The organism is Streptococcus sp. 27098_8_51, from assembly GCF_041432205.1.
Lineage (GTDB): Bacteria > Bacillota > Bacilli > Lactobacillales > Streptococcaceae > Streptococcus.
Window position 1 is genome coordinate 113878 of sequence record NZ_JAPVZE010000004.1, and the last position, 26271, is coordinate 140148.

The 26271-nt window shown below is 42.6% G+C and carries 30 protein-coding genes and 1 pseudogene; 28 read left to right on the top strand and 3 right to left on the bottom strand.

All coding sequences use genetic code 11. The features are described from left to right. The first annotated feature begins 59 nt into the window (after positions 1 to 59). From O3622_RS04590 to O3622_RS04635, 10 genes and pseudogenes are all read left to right on the top strand, one after another. Positions 60 to 440 carry a hypothetical protein gene (locus tag O3622_RS04590; RefSeq protein WP_070535016.1) on the top strand — a complete coding sequence of 127 codons (381 nt, stop codon included), beginning with the start codon at positions 60 to 62 and terminating at the stop codon, positions 438 to 440. Continuing rightward, on the top strand, positions 433 to 750 hold the full coding sequence (locus O3622_RS04595; protein ID WP_227743431.1) for a hypothetical protein: 318 nt from the start codon (positions 433 to 435) through the stop codon (positions 748 to 750). Before O3622_RS04590 ends, O3622_RS04595 begins: the two co-directional genes overlap by 8 nt. Positions 751 to 913: 163 nt before the next feature. Then, positions 914 to 1606: a phosphoglycerate mutase gene (locus O3622_RS04600; RefSeq protein WP_000240130.1), complete on the top strand. Its 693-nt coding sequence runs from the start codon at positions 914 to 916 to the stop codon at positions 1604 to 1606. Positions 1607 to 1898: 292 nt separating this feature from the next. Beyond that, a complete protein-coding gene (gene rpsO, locus O3622_RS04605) occupies positions 1899 to 2168 on the top strand; it encodes a 30S ribosomal protein S15 (RefSeq protein WP_001018251.1) in 270 nt (89 codons plus the stop codon). A gap of 486 nt (positions 2169 to 2654) precedes the next feature. After that, positions 2655 to 3118 (top strand): annotated as a pseudogene (tnpA, locus tag O3622_RS04610) (IS200/IS605 family transposase). Positions 3119 to 3727: 609 nt separating this feature from the next. After that, positions 3728 to 4339: a CadD family cadmium resistance transporter gene (locus O3622_RS04615; RefSeq protein WP_000531730.1), complete on the top strand. Its 612-nt coding sequence runs from the start codon at positions 3728 to 3730 to the stop codon at positions 4337 to 4339. A 231-nt stretch (positions 4340 to 4570) separates the two neighbouring features. Next, positions 4571 to 5617 carry a FecCD family ABC transporter permease gene (locus O3622_RS04620; RefSeq protein ID WP_371607107.1) on the top strand — a complete coding sequence of 349 codons (1047 nt, stop codon included), beginning with the start codon at positions 4571 to 4573 and terminating at the stop codon, positions 5615 to 5617. A gap of 1 nt (position 5618) precedes the next feature. Further along, positions 5619 to 6374: an ABC transporter ATP-binding protein gene (locus O3622_RS04625; protein WP_371607109.1), complete on the top strand. Its 756-nt coding sequence runs from the start codon at positions 5619 to 5621 to the stop codon at positions 6372 to 6374. A 19-nt stretch (positions 6375 to 6393) separates the two neighbouring features. Continuing rightward, positions 6394 to 7404, top strand: a complete 1011-nt coding sequence (locus O3622_RS04630; RefSeq protein ID WP_000753261.1) for an ABC transporter substrate-binding protein — start codon at positions 6394 to 6396, stop codon at positions 7402 to 7404. Beyond that, positions 7385 to 8077, top strand: a complete 693-nt coding sequence (locus O3622_RS04635) for an alpha/beta hydrolase-fold protein (protein WP_049485160.1) — start codon at positions 7385 to 7387, stop codon at positions 8075 to 8077. Before O3622_RS04630 ends, O3622_RS04635 begins: the two co-directional genes overlap by 20 nt. Positions 8078 to 8119: 42 nt before the next feature. On the opposite strand, the gene O3622_RS04640 is transcribed toward O3622_RS04635, so the two are convergent. After that, complete coding sequence (locus tag O3622_RS04640) at positions 8120 to 8869, bottom strand: 1-acyl-sn-glycerol-3-phosphate acyltransferase (protein WP_000500169.1); 750 nt, start codon at positions 8867 to 8869, stop codon at positions 8120 to 8122. 132 nt (positions 8870 to 9001) lie between these two features. On the opposite strand from O3622_RS04640, the gene O3622_RS04645 reads away from it, so the two are divergent. From O3622_RS04645 to O3622_RS04670, 6 genes are all read left to right on the top strand, one after another. Then, positions 9002 to 11338, top strand: a complete 2337-nt coding sequence (locus tag O3622_RS04645; protein ID WP_268703032.1) for a cation-translocating P-type ATPase — start codon at positions 9002 to 9004, stop codon at positions 11336 to 11338. 101 nt (positions 11339 to 11439) lie between these two features. Beyond that, positions 11440 to 12117, top strand: coding sequence for a tRNA (adenine(22)-N(1))-methyltransferase TrmK (locus O3622_RS04650; RefSeq protein ID WP_371607112.1), 678 nt, complete (start codon positions 11440 to 11442; stop codon positions 12115 to 12117). Then, a complete protein-coding gene (locus tag O3622_RS04655) occupies positions 12104 to 12901 on the top strand; it encodes a Nif3-like dinuclear metal center hexameric protein (protein WP_049479536.1) in 798 nt (265 codons plus the stop codon). The genes O3622_RS04650 and O3622_RS04655 overlap by 14 nt, the downstream gene beginning before the upstream one ends. 16 nt (positions 12902 to 12917) lie before the next feature. Continuing rightward, complete coding sequence (locus O3622_RS04660) at positions 12918 to 14021, top strand: FAD-binding oxidoreductase (RefSeq protein WP_038805532.1); 1104 nt, start codon at positions 12918 to 12920, stop codon at positions 14019 to 14021. Positions 14022 to 14122: 101 nt separating this feature from the next. Then, complete coding sequence (gene galE, locus O3622_RS04665) at positions 14123 to 15142, top strand: UDP-glucose 4-epimerase GalE (RefSeq protein ID WP_001156556.1); 1020 nt, start codon at positions 14123 to 14125, stop codon at positions 15140 to 15142. Position 15143: 1 nt separating this feature from the next. Further along, the gene (locus tag O3622_RS04670; protein ID WP_049479532.1) at positions 15144 to 16109 is read left to right on the top strand and encodes a glycosyltransferase family 2 protein; all 966 of its coding nucleotides are present in this window, start codon (positions 15144 to 15146) and stop codon (positions 16107 to 16109) included. 57 nt (positions 16110 to 16166) lie between these two features. On the opposite strand, the gene O3622_RS04675 is transcribed toward O3622_RS04670, so the two are convergent. Then, complete coding sequence (locus O3622_RS04675) at positions 16167 to 16364, bottom strand: ferredoxin (RefSeq protein WP_004235080.1); 198 nt, start codon at positions 16362 to 16364, stop codon at positions 16167 to 16169. Positions 16365 to 16409: 45 nt separating this feature from the next. Between O3622_RS04675 and O3622_RS04680 the strand changes: the two genes are divergently transcribed. The 10 genes from O3622_RS04680 (at position 16410) to whiA (ending at position 23472) form a co-directional block, all read left to right on the top strand. Then, positions 16410 to 16919, top strand: a complete 510-nt coding sequence (locus tag O3622_RS04680) for an SAG1386/EF1546 family surface-associated protein (RefSeq protein ID WP_049479530.1) — start codon at positions 16410 to 16412, stop codon at positions 16917 to 16919. 9 nt (positions 16920 to 16928) lie between these two features. Next, entirely contained in the window at positions 16929 to 17603 is a 675-nt protein-coding gene (gene cmk, locus O3622_RS04685) for a (d)CMP kinase (RefSeq protein ID WP_070657425.1), read from the top strand. Positions 17604 to 17721: 118 nt separating this feature from the next. Beyond that, complete coding sequence (locus O3622_RS04690) at positions 17722 to 18228, top strand: dihydrofolate reductase (RefSeq protein ID WP_070657427.1); 507 nt, start codon at positions 17722 to 17724, stop codon at positions 18226 to 18228. After that, positions 18228 to 18398, top strand: a complete 171-nt coding sequence (locus O3622_RS04695; protein ID WP_000442252.1) for a hypothetical protein — start codon at positions 18228 to 18230, stop codon at positions 18396 to 18398. The genes O3622_RS04690 and O3622_RS04695 overlap by 1 nt, the downstream gene beginning before the upstream one ends. Positions 18399 to 18429: 31 nt before the next feature. After that, positions 18430 to 19662 carry an ATP-dependent Clp protease ATP-binding subunit ClpX gene (gene clpX / locus O3622_RS04700; protein ID WP_002874765.1) on the top strand — a complete coding sequence of 411 codons (1233 nt, stop codon included), beginning with the start codon at positions 18430 to 18432 and terminating at the stop codon, positions 19660 to 19662. Positions 19663 to 19670: 8 nt separating this feature from the next. Next, positions 19671 to 20258, top strand: coding sequence for a ribosome biogenesis GTP-binding protein YihA/YsxC (gene yihA / locus O3622_RS04705; RefSeq protein ID WP_371607114.1), 588 nt, complete (start codon positions 19671 to 19673; stop codon positions 20256 to 20258). A gap of 9 nt (positions 20259 to 20267) precedes the next feature. Beyond that, a complete protein-coding gene (locus O3622_RS04710; RefSeq protein WP_042902708.1) occupies positions 20268 to 20648 on the top strand; it encodes a RidA family protein in 381 nt (126 codons plus the stop codon). A 51-nt stretch (positions 20649 to 20699) separates the two neighbouring features. Continuing rightward, entirely contained in the window at positions 20700 to 21590 is an 891-nt protein-coding gene (gene rapZ, locus O3622_RS04715; RefSeq protein WP_000163039.1) for an RNase adapter RapZ, read from the top strand. After that, positions 21587 to 22564: a YvcK family protein gene (locus O3622_RS04720; protein ID WP_371607115.1), complete on the top strand. Its 978-nt coding sequence runs from the start codon at positions 21587 to 21589 to the stop codon at positions 22562 to 22564. Before rapZ ends, O3622_RS04720 begins: the two co-directional genes overlap by 4 nt. Continuing rightward, entirely contained in the window at positions 22561 to 23472 is a 912-nt protein-coding gene (whiA, locus tag O3622_RS04725) for a DNA-binding protein WhiA (protein ID WP_371607116.1), read from the top strand. Before O3622_RS04720 ends, whiA begins: the two co-directional genes overlap by 4 nt. Before the next feature lie 31 nt (positions 23473 to 23503). Here whiA and O3622_RS04730 read toward each other — a convergent pair whose 3' ends face one another. Beyond that, positions 23504 to 24472: an NAD(P)/FAD-dependent oxidoreductase gene (locus O3622_RS04730; protein ID WP_371607117.1), complete on the bottom strand. Its 969-nt coding sequence runs from the start codon at positions 24470 to 24472 to the stop codon at positions 23504 to 23506. A gap of 136 nt (positions 24473 to 24608) precedes the next feature. Here O3622_RS04730 and cdaA point away from each other — a divergent pair, with 136 nt between their 5' ends. Together cdaA and O3622_RS04740 are read left to right on the top strand one after the other, a co-directional pair. After that, the gene (cdaA, locus tag O3622_RS04735; RefSeq protein ID WP_371607118.1) at positions 24609 to 25466 is read left to right on the top strand and encodes a diadenylate cyclase CdaA; all 858 of its coding nucleotides are present in this window, start codon (positions 24609 to 24611) and stop codon (positions 25464 to 25466) included. Beyond that, the gene (locus tag O3622_RS04740; RefSeq protein ID WP_371607119.1) at positions 25453 to 26250 is read left to right on the top strand and encodes a YbbR-like domain-containing protein; all 798 of its coding nucleotides are present in this window, start codon (positions 25453 to 25455) and stop codon (positions 26248 to 26250) included. The genes cdaA and O3622_RS04740 overlap by 14 nt, the downstream gene beginning before the upstream one ends. The last annotated feature ends 21 nt before the right edge of the window (positions 26251 to 26271 follow it).

Here is a 26271-nt window from a genome sequence, read left to right on the forward strand (position 1 = left end):
GGTCTTTTGTTTCTGGAGCAAATATGGTAGAATGATAGCTACGAGAGAAGGAGGTTTTTATGGAGAGAGATAGATTGGTTCGACTCAATTGGAGACTGGGCATGCTGGCAGGAGTGACCTTACTTTTTGGGCCTGTCCTACGATTTTTGCTATCCTACACTGGGGCTCTCATCTATAAAGATCCTTCAAAGATGTTGGTCGTAACGGTTGCCTTTTCCTTGCTCCTGACATTTTTTAAGATTTTAATGATTGCATTAGGGACCTTTATGTTAATCTATTTTGAAGAAGATCAACAACTTCGAAAGCTGCCTTCTATTCTATTTATCATTGGTGGCGTGCTGGGATTTCTTTCAGCGACTGAGTGGATAGGAGGATTTCTAATCATTAAAGGTGCTGTTTCTTTTGCTAAATTTTTGAAAGAAGTTCGTGGCCTTGTCTGAAAGTCTAGTGAAACAATCCGTTGGAGGGTTGTTTTTTCATTTAATGAATTATCTAATGATTCAAAACTCATTTATCGGAGGTTTGATATTAGCTGCTTATGGTGTATTAACAGTACTAAGTGCTTTTCAAACTCTACTAGTTTTGCATCTTACTTCTGGTGGAACACATGTTGTCAGTGTGGTAGTATTTGAAAAAGCTAATCTTGAAAATTGCAAAGAAACAATTGAAGGTCTAATTCATAATCGTTACAATGATACTAATGTAACTAAGAATACTGATCGTATAATTGATGCTTTAAATAAAAAATAATTGCAATCGTTTCTTGATTGAATATCGCGAATTAATAATAACTAGATGAGAGGACACTGTTCTCTCTTTTTAGTTGATTTTAACTAGCTTTTTTGTGAAAAATTGTGTAAAATAGAATAGATAAACGAGGGAAACCTCGAAAAATAAAAGGAGAATCCATCTAATGGTAAAATTGGTTTTTGCTCGCCACGGTGAGTCTGAATGGAACAAAGCTAACCTTTTCACTGGTTGGGCTGATGTTGATTTGTCTGAAAAAGGTACACAACAAGCGATTGACGCTGGTAAATTGATCAAAGAAGCTGGTATCGAATTTGACCAAGCTTACACTTCAGTATTGAAACGTGCGATCAAAACAACAAACTTGGCTCTTGAAGCTTCTGACCAATTGTGGGTTCCAGTTGAAAAATCATGGCGCTTGAACGAACGTCACTACGGTGGTTTGACTGGTAAAAACAAGGCTGAAGCTGCTGAACAATTTGGTGATGAGCAAGTTCACATCTGGCGTCGTTCATACGATGTATTGCCTCCAAACATGGACCGTGATGATGAGCATTCAGCTCACACTGACCGTCGTTACGCTTCACTTGACGACTCAGTTATCCCAGATGCTGAAAACTTGAAAGTGACTTTGGAACGTGCCCTTCCATTCTGGGAAGACAAAATCGCTCCAGCACTTAAAGATGGTAAAAACGTATTCGTAGGAGCTCACGGTAACTCAATCCGTGCCCTTGTAAAACACATCAAACGCTTGTCAGACGACGAAATCATGGACGTGGAAATCCCTAACTTCCCACCATTGGTATTCGAATTCGACGAAAAATTGAATGTAGTTTCTGAATACTACCTTGGAAAATAATCTATAAACAGAAAGCCTAGGAATTCCTAGGCTTTCTTGTGTTTGCTCCTAGTTTTCAACTAGTTGAAAAAGCCTTATAATGATAGTAAGGAGTGACTTGATTGTAAGAAAGGTAGATATGCTCGAAGCCCTGAAATCAGTAGAGTAATTCACGGTCTTGAACAGTAAATCAGTTGACAAAGTCTCTGCTTCTTGGTAGAATAAGAACTGTCGTAAAGACAAATAACTTCTTCTTGGTTACAGGCATGCCAACCTGTCACTCGGATGAAGCCAAATAAAAAGGAGAAACATCATGGCAATCTCAAAAGAGAAAAAAAATGAAATCATCGCACAATATGCACGTCACGAAGGTGATACAGGTTCAGTAGAGGTTCAAGTTGCTGTCCTTACTTGGGAAATCAACCACCTTAACGAACACATCAAACAACACAAAAAAGACCACGCTACTTACCGTGGATTGATGAAGAAAATCGGTCGCCGTCGTAACTTGCTTGCATACTTGCGTAAAAACGACGTTAACCGTTACCGTGAGTTGATCAACTCTCTAGGACTTCGTCGCTAATCTGCTTTATTTTCCACTTACATTGCGTTGTCACCTTACCTCGATATACTCAAGTATAATCTTCGGTTACGGTTCCTAGCACTGTAAGGTAAAATAAACCAGATCATCTCCCTTCGGGGAGATTTTTTGTTTCACTAACATTTTTGTACAATCTTCGGCTTGCCGCTTAGTCTATAAACGTTTTATCCAGCAAGAATCATGATGCTAAGGGCGTTAAAAATCAGTATGAAAATAGGGAAAGGACACAGTGTTCGATGAACACAAGGAGTTTTATCTTTTTCACTAGGATTTTAGCCCAAGCTCAAATCAGCTCTCTGATATTCAGAGGGCTTTTTTATTATGTGACTATTAGTCCGTCTCGCTCCGCAAGGTGCGAGACAAATAAACCACCTGCTATGCGGGTGCGCATCGAAGGTTATACCAAAAAACTCCAAACACGATACAATAAAGGTGTTCAAGCCAATTGTAAAGCGAAAGGAGAAAAATATGGCACAAAAGGCACATAGTTTATCACACACAAAGTGGATGTGTAAATATCACATTGTGTTCAACCCTAAGTATAGACGAAAAGTAATTTATAATCAATATCGAAGCAGTTTGGGAGAAATATTCCATCGATTATGTAGTTATAAAGGTGTTGAGATTATCGAAGGTCACTTAATGCCAGACCATGTACATATGTTAGTCAGTATTCCACCGAGGATAAGTGTTCAAGTTTCATGGGGTATTTAAAAGGTAAAAGTGCACTCATGATGTTTGACAAACACGCCAACCTCAAGTACAAGTTTGGGAATCGGCATTTCTGGGCAGAAGGTTATTATGTAAGTACAGTAGGGCTTAATGAAGCCACAATTAAGAAATATATTCAAGAACAGGAAAAGCATGATATAGCACTAGATAAATTAAGTGTAAAAGAATATGAGGATCCCTTTAGGGATAGTGGTAAGTAGTACCAAGGTCTCTTTAAGAGGCAAGTGACGAGTCAAGAGCAATGAGGCTTGAACAACGTGAAAGCCAGCGTCTTTAGGCGCTGGCTGGTGATTTGGGCTTATAGTCCTGGTGCAAACCACCCGTTAGACGGGTGGTTATGATTGAGGTTTTATCGGTCACAATTTTGGAGACTATAAAAACAATCATTCTCAGTACCTCGAAGCGCATTGAGTTTTATCGGTCACAATTTTGGAGACTACAAAAACAACGGATACTTCTACCATACCAAAAAATATGTTTTATCGGTCACAATTTTGGAGACTACAAAAACCTCAAATAGTATCAGCTAATTACACCATAAAGGTGCGCGTCTACTCGGCTTGAAAAGTCGAGTAGCTGTCTGCAAGCCCCCTCGGAGAGCCCACACTTTACGAAGTAAAGTATAGTATGTTATACTTTACATGGAAGTAGTCACCGAATTCCAGTTAGAAATTACTTTGTAACTACGTTTTGAGGAGGAGTAAAATGCTTTCCTACGTTCGACATTACCCACTAGCGATAGCTAAATTAATGTGTCTGTGCTCTCCTAAAATCTACTGATTTATTACTGACTAATACAGGAGGTTTTTATGGGACAGACAATCATATCTGCTATTGGTGTTTATATTTCCACCAGTATCGATTATTTAATTATTTTAATTATTTTATTTGCACAGCTATCACAGAATAAACAGAAATGGCATATTTATGCGGGGCAATATCTAGGAACAGGCTTACTTGTAGGGGCGAGTTTAGTTGCTGCTTATGTCGTTAATTTCGTGCCTGAAGAATGGATGGTTGGATTGCTTGGTTTAATCCCTATCTATTTAGGGATTCGCTTTGCAATTGTTGGAGAAGGTGAGGAAGAAGAGGAAGAAATTATTGAAAGATTAGAACAAAGCAAGGCAAATCAACTGTTTTGGACAGTTACATTGCTGACAATTGCGTCTGGCGGAGATAATTTAGGTATCTATATACCTTATTTTGCTTCGTTAGATTGGTCACAGACCCTCGTGGCGTTGCTTGTGTTTGTAATCGGCATAATTATCTTTTGCGAGATTAGTCGGATGTTATCCTCTATTCCGTTAATATTCGAGACAATTGAAAAATACGAGCGAATCATTGTGCCCTTAGTATTCATTCTACTTGGACTATACATCATGTATGAAAATGGTACGATAGAGACTTTTCTGATCGTGTAGATTTTTTTGTTTCACTAGGATTTTAGCCCGGGTTCAAATCAGCTCTCTAATTTTAGAGGGCTTTTTATGTTGTCACTTTACCTCGATATACCCAAGTATAATCTTCGGTTACGATTATTAGCACTGTAAGACCAACTATATTTATTTTTCTCATCTTGTTCCATTGTTGAAAATATGGTATACTTTTCATGAGAATTTTCTAAATTTTTAATTTTTTCTAAGGAGGTTTGCATGCTTTCCAAATTTTCTGGAAGCCGACAAGACCAGCAATTTGTGTTACTTTTAGTTATTTTGCTAGGTGTTTTAGGAATTTCCCTCTTTCTAGCTGTTTCTATGGGGTCTGTTGCGATTGATCTAGGAGATACCTATCGGATCATTTTGAGCAGATTAGGATTTCCTCTTGAGATAGGAGAGGTTTCTAAGTCCACTCTTGCCATTGTATGGAATATGAGATTTCCCCGAGTATTGTTAGGTCTGATAGTAGGGGCTGGTCTTTCTATGTGTGGTAGCGTGATGCAGTCTACAGTGAACAATCCCATCGCAGAGCCTTATGTCTTAGGAATTTCTGCGGGTGCAACTCTAGGAGCAACCTTAAGCATCATTCTTGGTTTAAAATTAGTGATTAGCCTTGGAGCTTTTCTTGGAGCTATTTTGGCAACAATTGCTGTCCTTATCATTGCCTCTATGCAGGGCAGGATGACGACTTCTAGTCTGATCTTATCAGGAACGGTGGTCAATGCTCTCTTTCTGGCATTTTCCAACTTTATTATCTCAGTTGGCGCTAATGCGGATAGTGTGATGACCATTAAGTTTTGGACCATGGGTTCGCTTGCTGGAACTACCTGGTCTGACTTAGTCCTGCCAACTATAGTAGTAGGAATGGCCTTTCTATTTTTCTCTACTCAGTATCGTGTTTTTAATGCGATGATGATGGGAGATGAGGCTGCTTTAACTTTGGGAATTCCCTTACGCTTCTATTGGTATCTTTACGTGACCGTGGTGGCTGTGCTGACAGCTGTCTTGGTGGCAACTTGTGGGATTATTGGATTTGTTGGTCTGATTACTCCTCACTTAGCTCGAGGGTTAGTAGGAACGAATTACAGGAGACTTTTTCCTGTTGCGACCTTGCTGGGTGCCCTCTTTGTCATCTGGGCAGATGTACTCTCCCGTATCATCATTCCAAACGCTGAGTTGCCGATTGGTATTTTCACAGCCTTGGTAGGTGCTCCCTTCTTTATCTACATTGTTGGAGGTAGGCGAAGGGAGGTGAGGGCCTGATATGGACTTGATTTGTCAGGATGTCCACTTTGGACTAGGAGAGAAAAAAATCCTCAAAGGAGTTTCTCTTAAGGTTGAGGGGCATCAATTTCACACGATACTAGGACCAAATGGAAGTGGAAAGACCAGCCTGCTTAAACTTCTCTATCGTCAGGAAAAGGCGGACAAAGGCTTGATAAGACTAGATGAAAAGCCACTGGAGCATTGGTCACTCAAAGAAACAGCCAAGCAAATGGCAGTTGTAACCCAGTTTAATCAATTGCAGTTTGATTGTACAGTTGAGGAAATTGTCTTGCTGGGAAGAACGCCCCACCTGTCTTTTTTACAGAAGGAAAAGGAAAGAGATTATGCCCTTGTTCAAGATGCTCTCGTCAAGGTGGATATGCTTGAGAAGAAAACTCGTCTCTATTCGTCTCTGTCAGGGGGGGAGAAACAACGAGTCTTATTAGCCCGCGCCTTGGCGCAAGAACCGACTCTCTTGCTCCTGGACGAACCTACCAATCACCTGGATATCAAGTACCAGTTAGACTTGTTGGCCATTGTGAAGAATCTCAAGGTCAATGTTCTAGCTGTCCTACATGACATTCAACTTGCTTGTCGCTATTCGGATTATCTCTATCTGATGAAAGAGGGAGAAATCCTTTACCAAGGGACTCCAAAGGAGACCATCACCCCAGAGTCATTGCAAACTGTATACGGAGTTCAAAGTCAGGTTACTTGGACTGAGGATCAGCAAGCCATGATTCACTATTTATAAGAATGAAAAGGAAAACAAAATGAAAAAAACACTAAGCATTTTACTCGTAACAGTAGCTACCCTAACCATGGCAGCTTGTGGTAACACTACTACAGAAAAAGCTACCACGCAGTCTAGCACAGAAACAAGTCAAAAGGCCAGCACAGAGACGACTTATCCGTTAACGGTTAAAACCTATGATGTTAAGGGAAATGAAGTCGAACAAGTCTTTGACAAGGCACCTGAAAAAGTTATCACCAACAATCTTTCAACCACTGAAATCTTGTTGGAGTTAGGCTTGAAGGATAAAATTGCTGGCATGCTCAACCCGGACAATGCTGTGACGGACAAATACAAGGACGCGATTGCGACCATTCCTCAAATCGGTGATAAAAAAACAGTCTCTCAAGAGACAGTCCTTTCTTATGAGCCAGATGCGGTGATGGGTCGAAACATGATGTTTTCAGAAAAATCCTTGGGAACAGTTAGCGCTTGGAATGAAAACAAAATCCCAGTCTATACGCAAAAAGCTTCTCTCTCAACGATTCAGCAAGATTTGGGAAATATCGTAGAAGATGTCAAAAATCTTGGAATGATTTTCAATGTTCAGGACAAGGCTAATGAATACGCAGCCCAATTACAAGCTAAAATTGACGCTGTTAAGAAAGCAAACCCGACAAGCCAAGGTGAAAAGAAAAAGGCTTTGATTATGGTTGCTTATAATGACGAAACCTTTGGTGCTTACAAGTCTGCTTTGCAAGAGAGCTTGTTAAATCAACTTGGTTATACCAACGTTGCAACGGGAACATCAGGCTTGACCTTGGAAAATCTCGTGTCAATGGATCCTGAGTTGATTATCTATGTAACCAGCGACCGCAATAAAAAATTGGATGCTAACGCAGTAGAGTTGATGAAGGCAAATGAAGTTTTGGAAAATGTTCCTGCTATTAAGAATCAAAAAATCATGACTATTTCTTACGATGAGTTGATGGATTATGGTCCAGCAGTGATTGATTCCCTTGAGAAAATCAATGACTTTATCAATAAATAATGAGTTTGATTGGGAAGGGATCCAAGTCAAGGTCAGTCTTCCTTCGACCTATGACCCCAATCAAACCTATCCAGCTATTCTCTTGAATGATGGAAACTTGGATTTTCTATCTTCCCTTTCTGAATCTGTGATTTTAGTGGGCTTGACCTCTAAAAATCGCCTAGACGATTACACTCCATGGAAGGCAGCTGCTCTGAGAGATGGGGCTCCAGATTTTGGCGGTCAGGCAAATACCTATCATAGTCATTTATTTGGAGGTCTTTTAGACAAGTTGCAGTCACTTTATCGTCTGGACAAAAATCGCCTTGCTTATGGAGGATACTCACTAGGTGGTTTGGCGGCTGTATACAGTCTTTTCAGCTTTGACAAGGTCTCCTGTGTCTTCTCTATCTGTGGTTCCTTTTGGTATCCTGATTTTACGACTTATTGCAAGGATGAAAGGGTGAAAAATTTGGACTGTTTGCTGTATTTACAGAATGGTCAAACAGAAGGAGCCCATCATACCAATCGCTTGGCTCAAGCTCCAGCCTATGCTGAGCAGATCCATACCAGCCTTCAGCAACGCTATCCAACTGGTCAATTTGTCTTTGATCCTTATGGGCATCATGAGCAAGTTGCTGAGCGATTTCTAGCCTTTTCCAACTGGTTGTCCCAAAAATGGAAAATCGAATAAAAGAAATATCCCTTGGCAAAAGCCAAGGGATAATTGTATTTTTTAACCAAGAGCCTCTCTCTTCTTATCTGGATTCCAGATAAAGCTTGCAATGAAGGTAAAGATAATCGTTAGGATACCAACAACCACAGCAAGGATGAGGGCTGGGATGCGGACAAACCACCAGAGTGGGTTTGGTTTTTTATCATTGTGCCATTGCTTGGTTTCTTCGTCTAAACGTTGGAATTCAGCTTGGATGCGGTCTGCAACCATTTCAATCCCTTCATCATTCATTTTCTTGATATCTGAGATATCGATAGGATTTCCAAAGTTCATATCTACACGTTCACGGCTGACTAAGCCTTTCAAGGTCATAGGACCTGTGTAGGTAACCGGCATGATACGGACTTTGGCCATCTTGGCAATCAGGGCTACGCCACCCTTGACATCGTTTGAGTGGCGACTACCACTAGGAAACATGATAAGGGAACGGTCACTTTTTTTGAGGACATTGATAGGGTATTTGATAGCAGAAGCGCTAGGATTTTCCCGGTCGATAGGAAAGGCCCCACACATACGGATCCACCAGCCAAATATGCGGTTGTTAAATAGCTCTTTTTTGGCCATAAAGATGAACTGTTTTGGTTTGGTCGCAAAGGCCATGTATACTGGATCCCACCAGGTACGATGAGGTGCGACCAAGATATAGTTTTCATCTTTACTAGGGATTTTATCAGTATTGTGGTAGTGAGCATTGCCATTGATGGACCACAAGATCAGCATGACTAGTCCACGCAAATAAGTATAAAACATGAGAACTCCTTCGATTGTATTGCTTTTATTATTATACCTTATCAAAAGACTACTGGCAAACTTTTTCAGTTATCAGCCAACAGTTTTAGATGGGATTAGAATTCTTTTAAAAAAAATGATATGATAGAATTTATGGATAAAAATAAGATTATGGGATTAACCCAAAGAGAAGTCAAGGAAAGACAGGCTCAAGGTTTGGTCAATGACTTTACCGCTTCAGCCAGTACCAGTACTTGGCAAATCATCAAACGAAATGTTTTTACACTTTTTAACGCATTAAACTTTGTTATTGCCCTAGCGCTTGCCTTTGTACAGGCTTGGAGCAATCTGGTTTTCTTTGCCGTTATCTGCTTTAACGCTTTTTCTGGGATTGTGACTGAGCTACGGGCCAAACATATGGTGGACAAGCTCAATCTCATGACCAAGGAAAAGGTCAAAACCATCCGTGAGGGTCAAGAAGTCGCTCTCAATCCAGAAGAGTTGGTTCTAGGAGATGTCATTCGTTTGTCTGCTGGGGAGCAGATTCCTAGTGATACTCTGGTTCTGGAAGGATTTGCGGAAGTCAATGAAGCCATGTTGACGGGTGAGAGTGATTTGGTGCAAAAAGAAGTGGATGCCTTGCTTTTATCAGGGAGTTTCCTAGCCAGTGGCGCAGTTTTGGCTCAAGTTCACCATGTCGGGGCAGACAACTATGCTTCCAAACTCATGCTGGAAGCTAAGACAGTGAAACCGATCAACTCCCGTATCATGAAATCGCTAGACAAGCTAGCTGGTTTTACTGGGAAGATTATCATTCCCTTTGGTCTAGCTCTCCTGCTAGAGGCCTTTATTTTAAAAGGCTTGCCCCTCAAGTCATCCGTTGTAAATTCGTCAACAGCCCTTTTGGGTATGCTGCCCAAGGGAATCGCCCTTTTGACCATAACTTCGCTCTTGACTGCGGTGATCAAGCTGGGCTTGAAAAAGGTCTTGGTGCAGGAGATGTACTCTGTCGAGACCTTGGCGCGCGTGGATATGCTCTGTCTGGACAAGACGGGGACCATCACCCAAGGAAAGATGCAAGTGGAGGCTTTTCTTCCTCTGACGGAAACTTATGGTGAAGAGGCTATTGCCAGCATTCTGACCAGTTATATGGCCCATAGTGAGGATAAAAATCCAACAGCCCAGGCTATTCGCAAGCGTTTCCAAGGACAGGTTGCCTATCCTGCAATCTCGAATCTTCCTTTCTCAAGCGACCGCAAGTGGGGAGCAATGGAATTAGAAGGGCTAGGAACGGTTTTCTTAGGGGCGCCTGAGATGTTGTTGGACTCTGAAGTCCCAGAAGCTAGAGAGGCCTTGGAGAGAGGTTCGCGTGTCTTGGTCTTGGCACTCAGTCAGGAAAAACTAGATCATCATAAACCACAGAAACCATCTGATATTCAGGCCCTCGCCTTGCTGGAAATCTTGGACCCGATTCGAGAAGGAGCAGCTGAGACGCTGGACTATCTCCGTTCCCAGGAAGTAGGTCTCAAGATTATCTCTGGCGACAATCCCGTTACAGTATCCAGCATTGCCCAGAAGGCTGGCTTTGCGGACTATCACAGCTATGTAGATTGCTCAAAAATCACGGATGAGGAATTGGTTGCCATGGCTGAAGAGACAGCTATTTTCGGACGTGTTTCCCCTCATCAAAAGAAACTCATCATCCAAACTCTGAAAAAAGCAGGGCATACAACGGCAATGACAGGGGACGGAGTCAATGACATCCTAGCCCTTCGTGAGGCGGATTGTTCGATCGTGATGGCTGAAGGAGATCCTGCGACTCGTCAGATTGCTAATCTGGTTCTCTTGAACTCTGACTTTAATGATGTTCCTGAGATTCTCTTTGAAGGCCGTCGTGTAGTTAATAACATCGCCCACATCGCACCGATTTTCTTGATTAAAACTATCTATTCCTTCCTGTTAGCAGTTATCTGTATCACCAGTGTTCTTCTGGGACGGTCTGAGTGGATTTTGATTTTCCCTTTCATTCCGATCCAGATTACCATGATTGACCAATTCGTGGAAGGTTTCCCGCCATTCGTTCTGACTTTTGAGCGAAATATCAAGCCTGTTGAACCAAACTTCCTCAGAAGATCCATGCTTCGTGCCCTACCAAGTGCCCTCATGGTCGTGTTCAGCGTTCTTTTTGTGAAAATATTTGGAGCGAGTCAAGGTTGGTCTGAGTTAGAAATGTCAACTCTCCTCTATTATCTCTTGGGGTCTATCGGTTTCTTATCCGTATTTAGAGCCTGCATGCCATTTACTCTCTGGCGTGTCCTCTTGATTGTGTGGTCAGTAGGTGGTTTCCTAGCCACAGCTCTTTTCCCAAGGATTCAAAAACTGCTTGAAATATCAACCTTAACTGGACAAACATTCCCTGTTTACCTTGTCATGATGGCTGTCTTTACTGTGATTTTCATTCTAACCAGTCGTTACCAAGCCAGAAAATAAAGAAAGGCTGCAGTCTGTGGATTGCGGTCTTTTTAGGTGCAAGATTGCTAACTGAAATGTGGTATAATAGGATGGAACAGAGTTTTGGAAAGTGAGAGAAGATGATTTCAAAGAGATTAGAATTGGTGGCGTCCTTTGTGTCACAGGGGGCCGTTTTACTAGATGTGGGGAGTGACCATGCTTATCTGCCTATCGAGTTGGTCGAAAGAGGCCAAATTAAAAGTGCCATTGCAGGTGAGGTTGTGGAAGGCCCCTACCAGTCTGCGGTTAAAAATGTTGAGGCTCACGGCCTAAAGGAGAAAATCCAAGTTCGTTTAGACAATGGCTTGGCAGCCTTTGAAGAGGAAGACCAAGTGTCGGTTATCACCATTGCTGGCATGGGTGGTCGTTTGATTGCTAGGATTTTAGAAGAGGGCTTGGACAAGTTAGCTAATGTAGAGCGTTTGATTCTCCAGCCAAATAATCGTGAAGACGACTTGCGCATCTGGCTACAAGACCACGGTTTTCAAATCGTAGCAGAAAGCATCCTAGAAGAAGCTGGCAAATTCTACGAGATTCTAGTTGTGGAAGTGGGACAAATGAAGCTATCAACCAGTGACCTTCGCTTTGGACCTTTCTTGTCCAAAGAGGTCAGTCCAGTATTTGTCCAAAAATGGCAAAAAGAAGCAGCTAAGTTAGAGGTTGCTCTTGACCAAATCCCAGAGAAAAATCGAGAAGAACGTCAAGTTCTAGCTCATAAAATTCAAGCCATCAAGGAGGTGCTCCATGCTAGCAAGTGAAGTGATTAACGCATATGAAGCCTTTTGCCCTCAGGAATTTTCCATGGAGGGAGACAGTCGTGGCCTGCAAATCGGAACTCTAGACAAGGATATCCAAAGGGTCATGGTTGCTCTCGATATTCGTGAAGAGACGGTGGCTGAATCTATTGAAAAGGGTGTGGACTTGATTATCGTCAAGCACGCGCCTATCTTTCGTCCTATCAAGGACTTGGTAGCCAGCCGTCCGCAAAACCAGATTTACATTGATTTGATTAAGCATGACATTGCAGTTTATGTTAGCCATACCAATATTGATATTGTTGAGAACGGCCTCAATGATTGGTTCTGCCAAATGCTAGGTATCGAGGAAACGACTTATCTGCAGGAAACGGGCCCTGAACGTGGAATTGGTCGTATTGGGAATATTCAGCCTCAGCCTTTTGGGGTATTGGCCCAGCATGTCAAGCAAGTCTTTGGTCTAGATAGCCTTCGAATGGTGCATTATCAAGAAAGTGATTTGCAGAAGCCTATTTCAAGAGTGGCCATCTGTGGCGGTAGTGGTCAATCTTTCTATAAGGATGCTTTAGCTAAGGGGGCAGATGTCTACATTACTGGTGACATCTACTACCACACTGCCCAGGATATGTTGTCTGATGGCTTGTTGGCCTTGGACCCAGGTCACTATATAGAAGTGCTTTTTGTGGAAAGAGTCGCAGCACTTCTTACTCAATGGAAGGAAGAGAAAGGCTGGGACATTGATATTTTACCTAGTCAAGCATCGACCAATCCTTTCCACCATATCTAGTTAGAAAGTGAAAACAATGAAAAAAGTTGCTATTATCGGAGCAGGAATTGTGGGAGCAACAGCAGCCTACTACCTCTCACAAGAAAGTGACCTAGAGGTGATTGTTTTTGACCATGGACAAGGTCAAGCTACCAAGGCCGCGGCGGGAATTATCAGTCCTTGGTTTTCCAAACGTCGTAATAAAGCCTGGTACAAGATGGCACGCTTGGGGGCTGACTTTTATGTGGATTTGTTGGCTGATTTAGAAAAGTCTGGCCAGGAAATTGACTTTTACCAATGTTCGGGAGTTTTTCTCTTGAAAAAGGATGAATCCAAGCTAGAAGAACTCTATCAACTAGCCATAGAGCGAAGAGAAGAGTCTCCCTTGATAGGCCAGTTAGCCATTTTAGACCAAGCGTCTGCAAATGAGTTTTTTCCTGGTCTGCAAGCATTTGACCGCCTGCTCTATGCTTCTGGTGGAGCGAGAGTAGATGGTCAACTCTTAGTGACTCGTTTGCTAGAAGCTAGTCAGGTCAAACTGGTCAAAGAAAAAGTAACTCTGACACCTTTAGCATCAGGTTACCAGATTGACGAAGAGGTATTTGATCAGGTTATTTTGGCGACGGGAGCTTGGTTGGGACATCTGTTAGAGCCTTTAGGTTATGAAGTAGATATTCGTCCCCAAAAAGGACAACTCCGAGATTATCAACTTACCCAAGACATGGAAGCTTACCCTGTTGTCATGCCAGAAGGGGAGTGGGATTTAATTCCTTTTGCAGGCGGGAAATTGTCCCTAGGAGCTACTCATGAAAATGACATGGGATTTGACTTGACAGTGGATGAAAGCTTGCTCCAACAAATGGAGGATGCGGCCTTGCCTCACTATCCAGCCTTGGCAGGAGCGAAATCATCGGGTGAGCGTGTGGGAATCCGTGCCTACACCAGTGATTTCTCACCTTTCTTTGGACAGGTGCCAGGCTTAGCAGGTGTCTATGCGGCTAGTGGACTAGGTTCATCAGGCCTCACAACGGGTCCTATCATCGGTTACCATTTAGCTCAACTGATTCAAGACAAGGAGTTGACCTTGGACCCTCTAAACTACCCAATTGAAAACTATGTCAAACGAGTAAAAAGAGAATAGAATTTTACTGAAATTTTAGCCTCCCCTCTAGGATGGCAAATGACATTCCCTATCAAAAATGGTAAAATAAGAAAAAATAATCCGAGAATCGAGGAAAGAAGATGCAAGAAAAGATTTTGGTGACGGGTGGAGCAGGTTTTATCGGAACCCACACAGTTATTGAGTTAATCCAAGCAGGTCATCAGGTTGTTGTGGTGGATAACCTTGTCAACAGCAATCGAAAAAGTTTAGAAGTTGTTGAAAGAATTACAGGAGTTGAAGTGCCTTTCTATGAGGCAGATATCCGTGATACAGATACTCTTCGTGACATTTTCAAACAAGAAGAACCAACAGGAGTCATTCACTTTGCTGGCTTGAAGGCTGTCGGTGAATCTACCCGTATTCCTCTTGCCTACTATGACAACAATATCGCTGGAACTGTTAGTCTTTTGAAGGTCATGGAAGAAAACAACTGTAAAAACATTATTTTCAGTTCTTCTGCGACAGTTTACGGAGATCCTCATACAGTGCCAATCTTGGAAGATTTCCCACTTTCAGTGACCAATCCATATGGCCGCACTAAGCTTATGCTTGAGGAAATTTTGACGGATATTTACAAAGCAGACTCGGAATGGAATGTGGTCTTGCTTCGTTACTTTAACCCAATCGGAGCTCATGAAAGTGGAGACCTAGGAGAAAATCCAAACGGTATTCCAAACAATCTCTTGCCATATGTGACTCAAGTAGCCGTTGGAAAATTAGAGCAAGTGCAAGTGTTTGGAGACGATTACGATACAGAAGACGGAACTGGTGTTCGTGACTATATCCACGTTGTCGATTTGGCTAAAGGTCACGTCGCAGCTCTGAAAAAAATCCAAAAAGGTTCAGGCCTAAATGTTTATAACCTTGGAACAGGTAAAGGATATTCTGTTCTTGAAATTATCCAAAATATGGAAAAAGCAGTGGGACGTCCAATTCCTTACCGCATCGTAGACCGTCGCCCGGGGGATATCGCAGCCTGCTATTCAGATCCTGCAAAAGCCAAAGCAGAACTGGGCTGGGAAGCAGAACTCGACATCACCCAAATGTGTGAAGACGCATGGCGTTGGCAAAGCAAGCATCCAAATGGATTTGAAGACTAAGATGGTGATGTCAATCATTGTCCCCTGTTTAAACGAAGAGGAAGTACTTCCTCTTTTTTATCAGGCTTTGGAAGCTTTACTTCCAGATTTGGAAACAGAAATCGAGTATGTCTTTGTCGACGATGGATCAAGTGATGGGACTTTGGAACTTTTAAAGACCTATCGGGAGCAAAATCCGGCAGTTCATTATATTTCTTTCTCGCGAAATTTTGGCAAAGAAGCTGCTCTCTATGCAGGCTTGCAATATGCGACAGGGGATCTAGTGGTGGTGATGGATGCAGACCTCCAGGATCCTCCTGGTATGTTGCTTGAGATGAAAGTCTTACTAGACAAGAATGCGGATTTGGACTGTGTTGGGACCCGGAGAACTAGTAGGGAGGGAGAACCCTTCTTTCGCAGTTTCTGTGCTGATCTCTTTTATGGCTTCATGAAAAAAATTAGTCCAGTAGCCTTGCCGTCAGGTGTCCGTGATTTTCGCATGATGAGAAGATCTGTAGTGGATGCCATTTTAGCTTTGACCGAGTCCAATCGTTTTTCTAAAGGACTTTTTGCCTGGGTCGGTTTTAAAATCCACTATCTGGACTATCCAAATGTCGAAAGGCAGGCTGGCAAGACCAGTTGGAGTTTTAAGCAACTCTTTTTCTACTCTATTGAAGGGATTGTTAACTTTTCAGATTTTCCCTTGATTATCGCCTTTGTGGCAGGTCTCCTATCTTGTTTTATTTCTCTACTAATGACCTTTTTTGTTGTGGTTCGGACCCTCATTTTGGGCAATCCGACATCAGGTTGGACCTCTCTGATGGCTGTTATTCTCTTCCTTGGTGGGATTCAACTCTTGACCATTGGGATTCTTGGCAAGTATATTAGTAAGATTTATCTAGAGACTAAAAAAAGACCACTTTATCTCGTCAAAGAAAAAAGTGACCTTCCTGATTTTACAGAAAAAAATAAAGAGAAAAGACTATAATTTTGCATGGAAATATGCTAAACTAGAAGGAGTAGGACGTTCTTGTTGATATTAGAGTTAATCTTTAATCAAGGCACGTGTCGGACAGTTTCTAACAGCTTCTACGACGTCCTGACTAGGAGAGATTTCTTTTTCTAGTTGGTCAGGGTCATCGTAAAAACGCACGATTCCATTATCGTGGTAATCAAATAATTCAGAATAAGTTTGGCAAAGCCCACAGGCGATGCAACGTTCAGGTATAAGTGTGATTTTCATATTTATATTGTAATAAGAAAAGTAAAAAAAAACAAGGAGTAAGGTATGGCAAAAGAACCGTGGCAAGAAGATATTTACGAAAACAATGAGGAAGAAACAAGATCAGAGCGTCGACACCGGAAACAAAAAGGGAAAGGCGTTGTTGCCAATCGTGTCTTGACAGTTCTAGCTAGCCTCTTCTTTGTAATTGTTGTAGCGATGGTAGTTGTATTGATTTACCTATCAACCGGTGGAAGCAATCGTACTTCATCTTTGAAGGACTTCTATGATGCATCGTCTCCTTCTACAAGTTCAAGTTCTAAAGTGGAAGAATCATCATCTTCAAGTAGCAAGGTAGAGGAAACAGCTTCTTCTGAATCAACACCTTCACAGAGCAGTTCGGAAGAACATACTACAGAGGGTGAAGGAACACTTACAGTACAGCCTGGAGAGGGAGAAGCAGCTCTTGCTCAACGTGCAGGGATTTCCATTGCCCAGCTAGAAGCCCTAAATCCTTCTCACATGTCATCTGGATCTTGGTTTGCCAACCCAGGTGATGTGATTAAGACAAGATAGGAGTCAATCATGAAGACTATTCAAATTGCTATCGATGGCCCAGCTTCGAGTGGTAAGAGTACGGTCGCAAAGATTGTCGCTAAGGATTTTGGTTACACTTATCTGGATACAGGTGCTATGTACCGTGCTGCGACTTATATAGCGCTCAAGCATCAGTTGGATGCAGGAAATGTAGACCAACTTCTTGAGCTTCTTAACCAACACCCCATTAGTTTTGGTCGTTCAGAAACAGGTGAGCAACTTGTTTTTGTAGGGGATGTTGAGATTACTCATCCGATTCGTGAAAATGAAGTAACCAACAAGGTTTCAAGCATTTCTGCCATTCCTGAAGTGCGTGAGAAACTGGTTTCGCTCCAGCAAGAGATTGCTCAGCAAGGTGGTATCGTCATGGATGGGCGTGATATCGGGACAGTTGTTTTACCACAAGCTGAACTCAAGATTTTCCTAGTGGCTTCTGTTGAAGAAAGAGCAGAGCGTCGTTACAAGGAAAATATTGCTAAAGGGATTGAAACAGACCTTGAAACGCTGAAAGAAGAGATTGCTGCGCGTGACTACAAGGATAGTCATCGTGAAACCTCACCTCTCAAGCAGGCTGAGGATGCGGTTTACCTTGACACAACTGGACTGAGTATCCAAGAAGTGGTCGAAAAAATCGAATCAGAAGCAAAAAAATATATGTCCTAGGGACGAGAGGAGCATGCTTAATGAAGCCTGCTCCTTTTCTCTCTTTTGCGCGCGTTTCAAAACAGCCTTTTTGGGAGAATTTTGATAAAATAGTAGTATCAATAAAAAGGACGGAAGCATGACAAAGAAAATCATAGCCATTTGGGCCCAAGATGAAAAAGGTGTGATTGGGAAGGAAGATCGTCTCCCTTGGCATTTGCCGGCAGAGTTGCAACATTTTAAGGAAACAACTTTAAATCATGCTATACTGATGGGACGAGTGACTTTTGATGGCATGGGACGTCGTCTGCTTCCAAAACGGCAAACCCTGATTTTAACGCGCAATAGCGAAGAAGTCATAGATGGGGCGCTCGTATTTCAAGATGTGGAGTCTGTTTTAGCGTGGTATCAGAGTCAGGAAAAAAATCTCTATATCATTGGCGGAAAACAGATTTTTCAGGCTTTTGAGCCGTATTTAGATGAAATCATCGTGACACAGATTCATGCTCAGGTGGAGGGAGATACCTATTTCCCTGATGAGTTTGACTTGTCTCGTTTTGAGACGGTCGCAAGCAAATCTTACACCCGTGATGAGAAAAACGACTATGATTTTACCATCGAATACCGAGATAGAAAGGAAGTCTAATGGAGCGCAGTATATTTGGATTTTTTACAGCTTTTTTGTGTGTGATCTGTATTTTGACTGGAGCACAGGCTTTTCGTAAGAAGCGCTATGGACTGTCTGCTTTACTCTGGTTGAATGCTTTTACCAATCTGGTGAACAGTGTCCACGCTTTTTATATGACCTTATTTTAGATAGAATGATAAATTAGAATGGAAGGAAATCATGCCTACAAATAGGAAAAATGATATGATGGTTTATTGCTCATTTTGTGGCAAAAGCCAAGAAGAAGTAAAGAAAATAATCGCTGGGAACAACGCCTTTATCTGTAATGAATGTGTGGAGTTGGCCCAGGAAATCATTCGGGAGGAGTTGGCCGAGGAAGTTTTGGCAGACTTGTCTGAAGTACCAAAACCAATCGAGCTCCTCAATATCTTGAACCACTATGTCATCGGTCAGGATCGTGCCAAACGTGCCTTGGCAGTGGCTGTATATAACCACTACAAACGCATCAATTTCCACGATACGCGTGAAGAGTCAGAAGATGTGGATTTGCAGAAGTCAAATATCCTGATGATTGGTCCAACTGGTTCAGGGAAAACTTTCTTGGCTCAGACTTTGGCTAAGAGCTTGAATGTGCCTTTTGCTATTGCAGATGCGACAGCTCTGACTGAGGCTGGGTATGTGGGTGAGGACGTGGAAAATATCCTCCTCAAACTTTTGCAGGCTGCTGACTTTAACATCGAACGTGCAGAACGTGGGATTATCTACGTAGATGAAATTGACAAAATTGCCAAGAAGAGCGAGAATGTGTCTATCACACGTGACGTTTCGGGTGAAGGTGTGCAACAAGCCCTTCTCAAGATTATCGAGGGAACTGTCGCTAGCGTGCCGCCTCAAGGAGGACGCAAACATCCACAACAAGAGATGATTCAGGTGGATACTAAAAATATCCTCTTTATCGTAGGTGGTGCTTTTGATGGCATCGAAGAAATCGTTAAACAACGTTTAGGTGAAAAAGTTATCGGTTTCGGCCAAAATAACAAGGCAATTGACGAAAACAGCTCCTACATGCAAGAAATCATCGCAGAAGACATTCAAAAATTTGGGATTATCCCTGAGTTGATTGGGCGCTTGCCTGTCTTTGCTGCTCTTGAGCAATTGACGGTCGATGACTTGGTTCGCATCTTGAAAGAGCCAAGAAATGCCTTGGTGAAACAATACCAAACCTTGCTTTCTTATGATGATGTTGAGTTGGAATTTGACGACGAAGCTCTTCAGGAAATCGCCAATAAGGCTATTGAACGCAAAACTGGTGCGCGTGGTCTTCGCTCAATCATCGAAGAAACCATGCTAGACGTTATGTTTGAAGTGCCAAGTCAAGAAAATGTGAAATTGGTCCGCATCACAAAAGAAGCTGTTGATGGAACGGAAAAACCCATTCTAGAAACAGCCTAGAGGTGACTATGGAAATCAATACACACAATGCTGAAATCCTGCTCAGTGCGGCAAACAAGTCCCACTATCCGCAGGATGAACTGCCAGAGATTGCCCTTGCAGGGCGTTCAAATGTCGGCAAGTCTAGCTTTATCAACACCATGTTGAACCGCAAAAATCTTGCTCGTACATCAGGAAAACCTGGGAAGACCCAGTTACTCAACTTCTTCAACATTGATGACAAGATGCGTTTTGTGGATGTACCAGGTTATGGCTATGCCCGCGTTTCTAAAAAGGAACGTGAAAAATGGGGGCGCATGATTGAGGAGTACCTAACGACTCGGGAAAATCTCCGTGCGGTTGTCAGTTTGGTGGATCTCCGCCACGACCCGTCAGCAGATGATGTGCAGATGTACGAATTTCTCAAGTATTATGAGATTCCGGTTATCATTGTTGCGACCAAGGCGGACAAGATTCCTCGTGGTAAATGGAACAAGCACGAATCAGCAATCAAAAAGAAATTAAACTTTGACCCAAGTGACGACTTCATCCTCTTTTCATCTGTCAGCAAGGCAGGGATGAATCAGGCTTGGGATGCAATATTAGAAAAATTGTGAGGGAAAGAAATGGCAAAAACAATTCATACAGACAAAGCTCCAAAAGCTATCGGACCTTATGTTCAAGGGAAAATCGTTGGCAATCTTTTGTTTGCTAGCGGTCAAGTTCCTCTTTTACCTGAAACTGGAGAAATTGTAGGAGAAACGATCCAAGAACAGACAGAACAAGTCTTGAAAAATATCGGTGCTATTTTGGCTGAAGCGGGAACAGACTTTGACCATGTTGTCAAAACAACTTGCTTCTTGAGCGATATGAACGACTTTGTTCCTTTTAATGAGGTTTACCAGACTGCCTTTAAAGAGGAATTTCCAGCTCGTTCAGCTGTAGAGGTTGCACGTCTTCCTCGTGATGTAAAAGTCGAAATTGAAGTGATCGCAGAGATTGGATAAGCTAGTTGAAGTTTGGCTCTGCCAAACTTTTTTTGATATAAGGAGAGATAGATGACAAAGAAACAACTTCACCTAGTAATTGTGACAGGGATGAGTGGTGCAGGGAAAACAGTAGCCATTCAGTCCTTCGAGGATTTGGGGTATTTCACTATTGACAATATGCCGCCAGCCCTCTTGCCAAAGTTTTTGCAGTTGGTAGAGACCAAGGATGATGACCACAAACTGGCCTTGGTAGTCGATATGCGGAGCCGTTCCTTCTTTTCAGAGATTCAGGCAGTTTTGGATGAATTGGAAAACCAAGACGATTTGGACTTCAAAATCCTCTTTTTAGACGCAGCAGATAAGGAATTGGTGGCACGCTATAAGGAAACTAGACGAAGTCACCCTCTAGCTGCTGATGGTCGGATTTTAGATGGCATCAAGCTGGAACGTGAACTCCTAGCACCTTTGAAAAACATGAGTCAAAATGTGGTGGATACAACAGAACTCACTCCTCGTGAACTGCGTAAAACCATTGCAGAGCAATTTTCAGACCAAGAACAAGCCCAGTCTTTCCGTATCGAAGTCATGTCTTTTGGATTCAAGTATGGTATCCCGATCGATGCAGACCTGGTCTTTGATGTCCGTTTCTTGCCAAATCCCTACTACCTGCCTGAACTCCGTAATCAGACAGGTGAGGATCAAGCAGTTTATGACTATGTGATGAATCATGAAGAGTCTGAAAGTTTTTATCAGCACTTGCTCGCCTTGATTGAGCCCATTTTGCCAAGTTACAAAAAAGAAGGCAAGTCTGTTTTAACCATTGCAGTAGGATGTACAGGTGGACAGCACCGTAGTGTTGCCTTTGCAAAACGAATCGCTGAGGACCTTGCTAAAAACTGGCCTGTCAATGAAAGCCATCGTGACAAAGACAGAAGAAAGGAAACGGTAAACCGTTCATGAGAAAACCAAAGATAACGGTAATTGGTGGAGGAACTGGTATCCCCGTCATTTTGAAAAGCTTGCGAGAAAAGGATGTTGATATCGCAGCCATCGTAACGGTAGCTGATGATGGTGGCTCTTCTGGTGAGCTAAGAAAGAATATCCAACAGCTGACACCACCAGGAGATCTTCGCAATGTCCTGGTAGCCATGTCGGATATGCCTAAATTTTATGAGAAGGTTTTTCAGTACCGTTTCTCTGAAGAAGCTGGAGCTTTTGCGGGTCATCCACTGGGGAATATCATCATAGCAGGGCTCTCTGAAATGCAAGGATCTACCTACAATGCTATGCAATTACTCAGTAAGTTCTTTCATACAACAGGAAAAATTTACCCATCAAGCGATCAGCCTCTGACACTGCATGCAGTCTTTAAAGACGGTTCTGAGGTGGCAGGTGAGAGCCACATTGCAGACCATCCGGGCATGATCGACCATGTCTATGTGACCAATACCTTGGATGATGAAACACCGCAAGCCAGCCGTCGAGTAGTCAATACCATTCTCGAGAGTGACATGATTGTCTTGGGGCCTGGTTCCCTCTTTACATCGATTTTGCCCAATATTGTCATTGAGGAGATTGGGCAGGCTCTCTTGGAGACTAAGGCTGAGATCGCCTATGTCTGCAATATCATGACCCAGCGTGGGGAAACAGAGTACTTTTCAGACAGTGACCACGTGGAAGTCCTCCATCGACACTTAGGTCGACCTTTTATTGATACAGTCTTGGTCAATATTGAAAAGGTTCCTAGAGAATACATGGATACCAACCGATTTGATGAATATTTGGTACAGGTGGAACATGATTTTGCTGGTCTTTGCAAGCAGGTGCCTCGTGTGATTTCATCCAACTTCCTTCGTTTGGAAAATGGAGGAGCCTTTCACGATGGGAATTTGATTGTGGATGAATTGATGCGAATTATACAGGTGCGGAAATGAGTTTTACAGTTGCAGTAAAAGAGGAAATTCTTGGTCAACACCATCTCAGTCGTCATGAATTGTCTGCCATCATCAAGATGTCTGGCAGTATCGGTCTCTCGACTTCTGGCCTAACCTTGTCAGTCGTGACTGAAAATGCCAAGTTGGCTCGGCATCTCTATGAGTCCTTTCTCCATTTTTATGACATCAAGTCAGAGATTCGTCACCATCAGAGAAGCAATCTTCGCAAGAACCGTGTCTATACGGTCTATACTGATGAGAGGGTGCAGGAGCTTTTAGCTGATTTGCGGCTTGCAGATTCCTTCTTTGGTTTGGAGACGGGCATCGATCCTGATATTTTAGAAGATGAAGAAGCAGGTCGTGCCTACTTATGTGGGGTCTTTCTGGCAAATGGAAGTATCCGCGATCCTGAGTCTGGCAAGTACCAGCTGGAGATCAGTTCTGTTTATCTGGACCACGCCCAAGGATTGGCCTCTCTCCTTCAGCAGTTTTTGTTGGACGCCAAGGTTATTGAACGCAAGAAAGGTGCAGTTACCTATCTCCAGCGTGCAGAGGACATCATGGATTTCTTGATCGTAATTGGGGCTATGCAAGCGCGTGATAATTTTGAGCGCGTCAAGATTTTGCGTGAAACTCGTAACGATCTCAATCGAGCCAATAACGCTGAAACAGCCAATATCGCTCGAACGGTTTCTGCTAGTATGAAGACCATCAATAATATCAGTAAAATCAAAGATAGAATGGGTTTGGAAAATTTACCCGTAGATTTGCAAGAGGTGGCTCAGTTGCGGATTCAGCATCCAGACTACTCTATCCAGCAGTTGGCAGATAGCCTGAGCAATCCCTTGACCAAAAGTGGTGTCAACCACAGACTCAGAAAAATCAACAAGATCGCAGATGAATTATAAAACCACGAATCATTGATTCGTGGTTCTTTTATTATAAACTGGTTGAGTGTTTGGGTTGAACTTTTTGGTCAGGGTCAATGTAGTTGATAGCATTGTTAACGGCAGTTGGTGCTTCACCCAGTCCTGTCGCAATCAAGTCAATCTTTCCTTCATAGTAGCAGCAGTCCCCGATGGCATAGATACCTGCTTGGCTAGACTCTTGCTTGCTGTTAACGATAATCTTGTGACGGTTGAGGTCCAGACCCCAATTTTTAAGATTGCCAACAGATGATTTGAAACCATAGTTGACAAAGAGATGGTCTACTTCGATAGTTTCGGCTTCATCCGATTTGACTTTGGTGATTTCCAGTTTGTCAAGTGTTTTTCCATCTCCAAGGAGTTGGCTAGGGACGAACGGTGTCTTGATGGTCACAGATGATTCTTGTAAGGCTTGCACACTATGTTCCAAGGCGCGGAAATTATCTCTGCGGTGAACGAGAGTAGTTGGGGCAATCTTTTCAAAAGCCAGAGCCCAGTCTACTGCTGAGTCCCCACCACCAAGGATGGTCACTTTCTTACCAGCGTATTGCTGGATGTTGGAAACGTGGTAGTGGATATTTTCATAATTTTCGACGTCATCTAGTTCGAGCGGACGCGGTTTAAAGGCACCACCACCCATGGCAATGATGACTGTTTTGGTCAGGTGGCTTCCCTTGTTGGTTGTGATGGTAAATCCTTGATCTTGTTTCTCGATTTCAAGAACAGTTTCGTTGAGGTGAACAGGTGTTTCAAAACCGTTTAGCTGTTCAATCAAGCGATTGGTCAACTCTTCCCCAGTTAAGTTTGGGAAACCTGGCACATCAAGGATTTGCTTCTCAGGGTAGAGGATGGCTGGTTGACCACCGAGCTGGGGAAGGGAGTCGATGATTTGGACTTTGGCTTGGCGTAGGTGGGCGTAAAAGGCAGCAAAGAGCCCAACAGGACCACCACCTACAATAGTAATATCATAGAGTTGAGACATGATTTCTCCTTTGTTTTTTCTAATCAGTTTATTTTATCATATTTTTGCTTAATTTAAAATGAGGTAGGATAGGGAAAAAATGGGCAAAAAATGGTATAATGATGAGTAAAGTGTTTTGACAGGGAGGAGGCCAAGGATGAATTTTCAACAATTATCCAATTTGCAATACTGGACGAGTTTGTTTTCAAGTCCTTGGAGTATAGTCACCAATCTGATTGATATTCTCATTGTGACTTGTATTTTATATCATTTTACTAAAGCTATTGCAGGCACCAAGATTATGATATTGGTCCGTGGAGTCTTAGTTTTTATTCTAGCCCAGATTCTTTCCAATATGATTGGTTTAACAACTATTTCCTGGTTGATCAATCAGATCATCACCTACGGGGTGATTGCAGCGGTGGTTATCTTTTCACCAGAGATTCGGACTGGTTTGGAGCGATTGGGCCGGGCTACTGATTTCTTCTCCAATGCCCCTATCAGTGCGGAAGAACAGATGGTTCGTGCATTTGTGAAATCAGTTGAATACATGAGTCCTCGTAAGATTGGGGCGCTTGTAGTGGTTCAGCGAGTGAGAACCTTGCAGGAATACATCTCGACAGGGATTCCTTTAGATGCTAAAATTTCGGCTGAATTGCTTATCAATATTTTCATTCCCAATACTCCCTTGCATGATGGTGCTGTCATTATCAAGGAAGACCGGATTGCTGTAACTTCAGCCTATCTACCCTTGACTGAAGATACCGGAATTTCCAAGGAGTTTGGAACGCGTCACAGGGCGGCGATTGGTTTGTCGGAAGTATCAGATGCTCTTACCTTTGTGGTTTCGGAAGAAACAGGTGGAATCTCCATCACCTATAATGGAGTCTTTAAGCACGATTTGACCTTGGAAGAGTTTGAATCTGAATTGAGAAGAATCTTACTTCCAAAATCAGAGAAAAAGCAAGGTCTGAAAGAGCGCTTGCTAGGAGGATTGAAACATGAGAAAAAATAGTCTATACATCATTTCTTCCTTCTTTTTCGCCTGCATTCTCTTTATCTATGCAACATTGACAAACTATCAGAATAGCAACAGTGCCAGACAGGTGCGGACGGAGACTTATACAAACACAGTTCTTAATGTCCCAATTGATATTCAGTATGACAGCGATCAGTATTTTATCAGTGGTTTTACATCTGAGGTGACGGTCTTTCTAACAGGGTCAAACAGAGTTGCTTTGGCGAGTGAGATGCAGGAAAGTACCCGCAAATTTAAGGTGACGGCTGATCTTTCTGATGCCAGTGTAGGAACCATCGAAGTTCCTCTAACCATTGAAAATCTTCCGAGCGGTTTGACGGCTGTTGCGACACCGCAAAAGATAACAGTGAAGGTCGGTAAAAAAGCAAAACGAGACAATGTCATTGTTGTGCCGGAGATTGATCCTAGTCAGATTGATTCTCGCGTGAAAATCGATACAGTTACTGTATCAGATGAAAAAGTAACGGTTATTAGTGATGAGGAAACCCTCTCCAAAGTAGATCGTGTCATTGCCATCTTACCGACGAGTGAACGGATAACTAGAAACTACTCGTCCTCTGTTCCTCTACAAGCAGTCGATAAAAATGGAAATGTCTTACCAAGCGTCATTATGCCGTTTGACACAACTATGAAAATTACAACAAAAACAGCAACGTCTAGTTCAAGTAACTCGTCAACAACCTCGTCAACAGGATCCTCGACTAGCAGCTCGTCTTCAACGAGTTCAGAAACAAAACCAGACTCGTCTAAACAAGAATAAATAAAAAAGTAGAAAAGGATG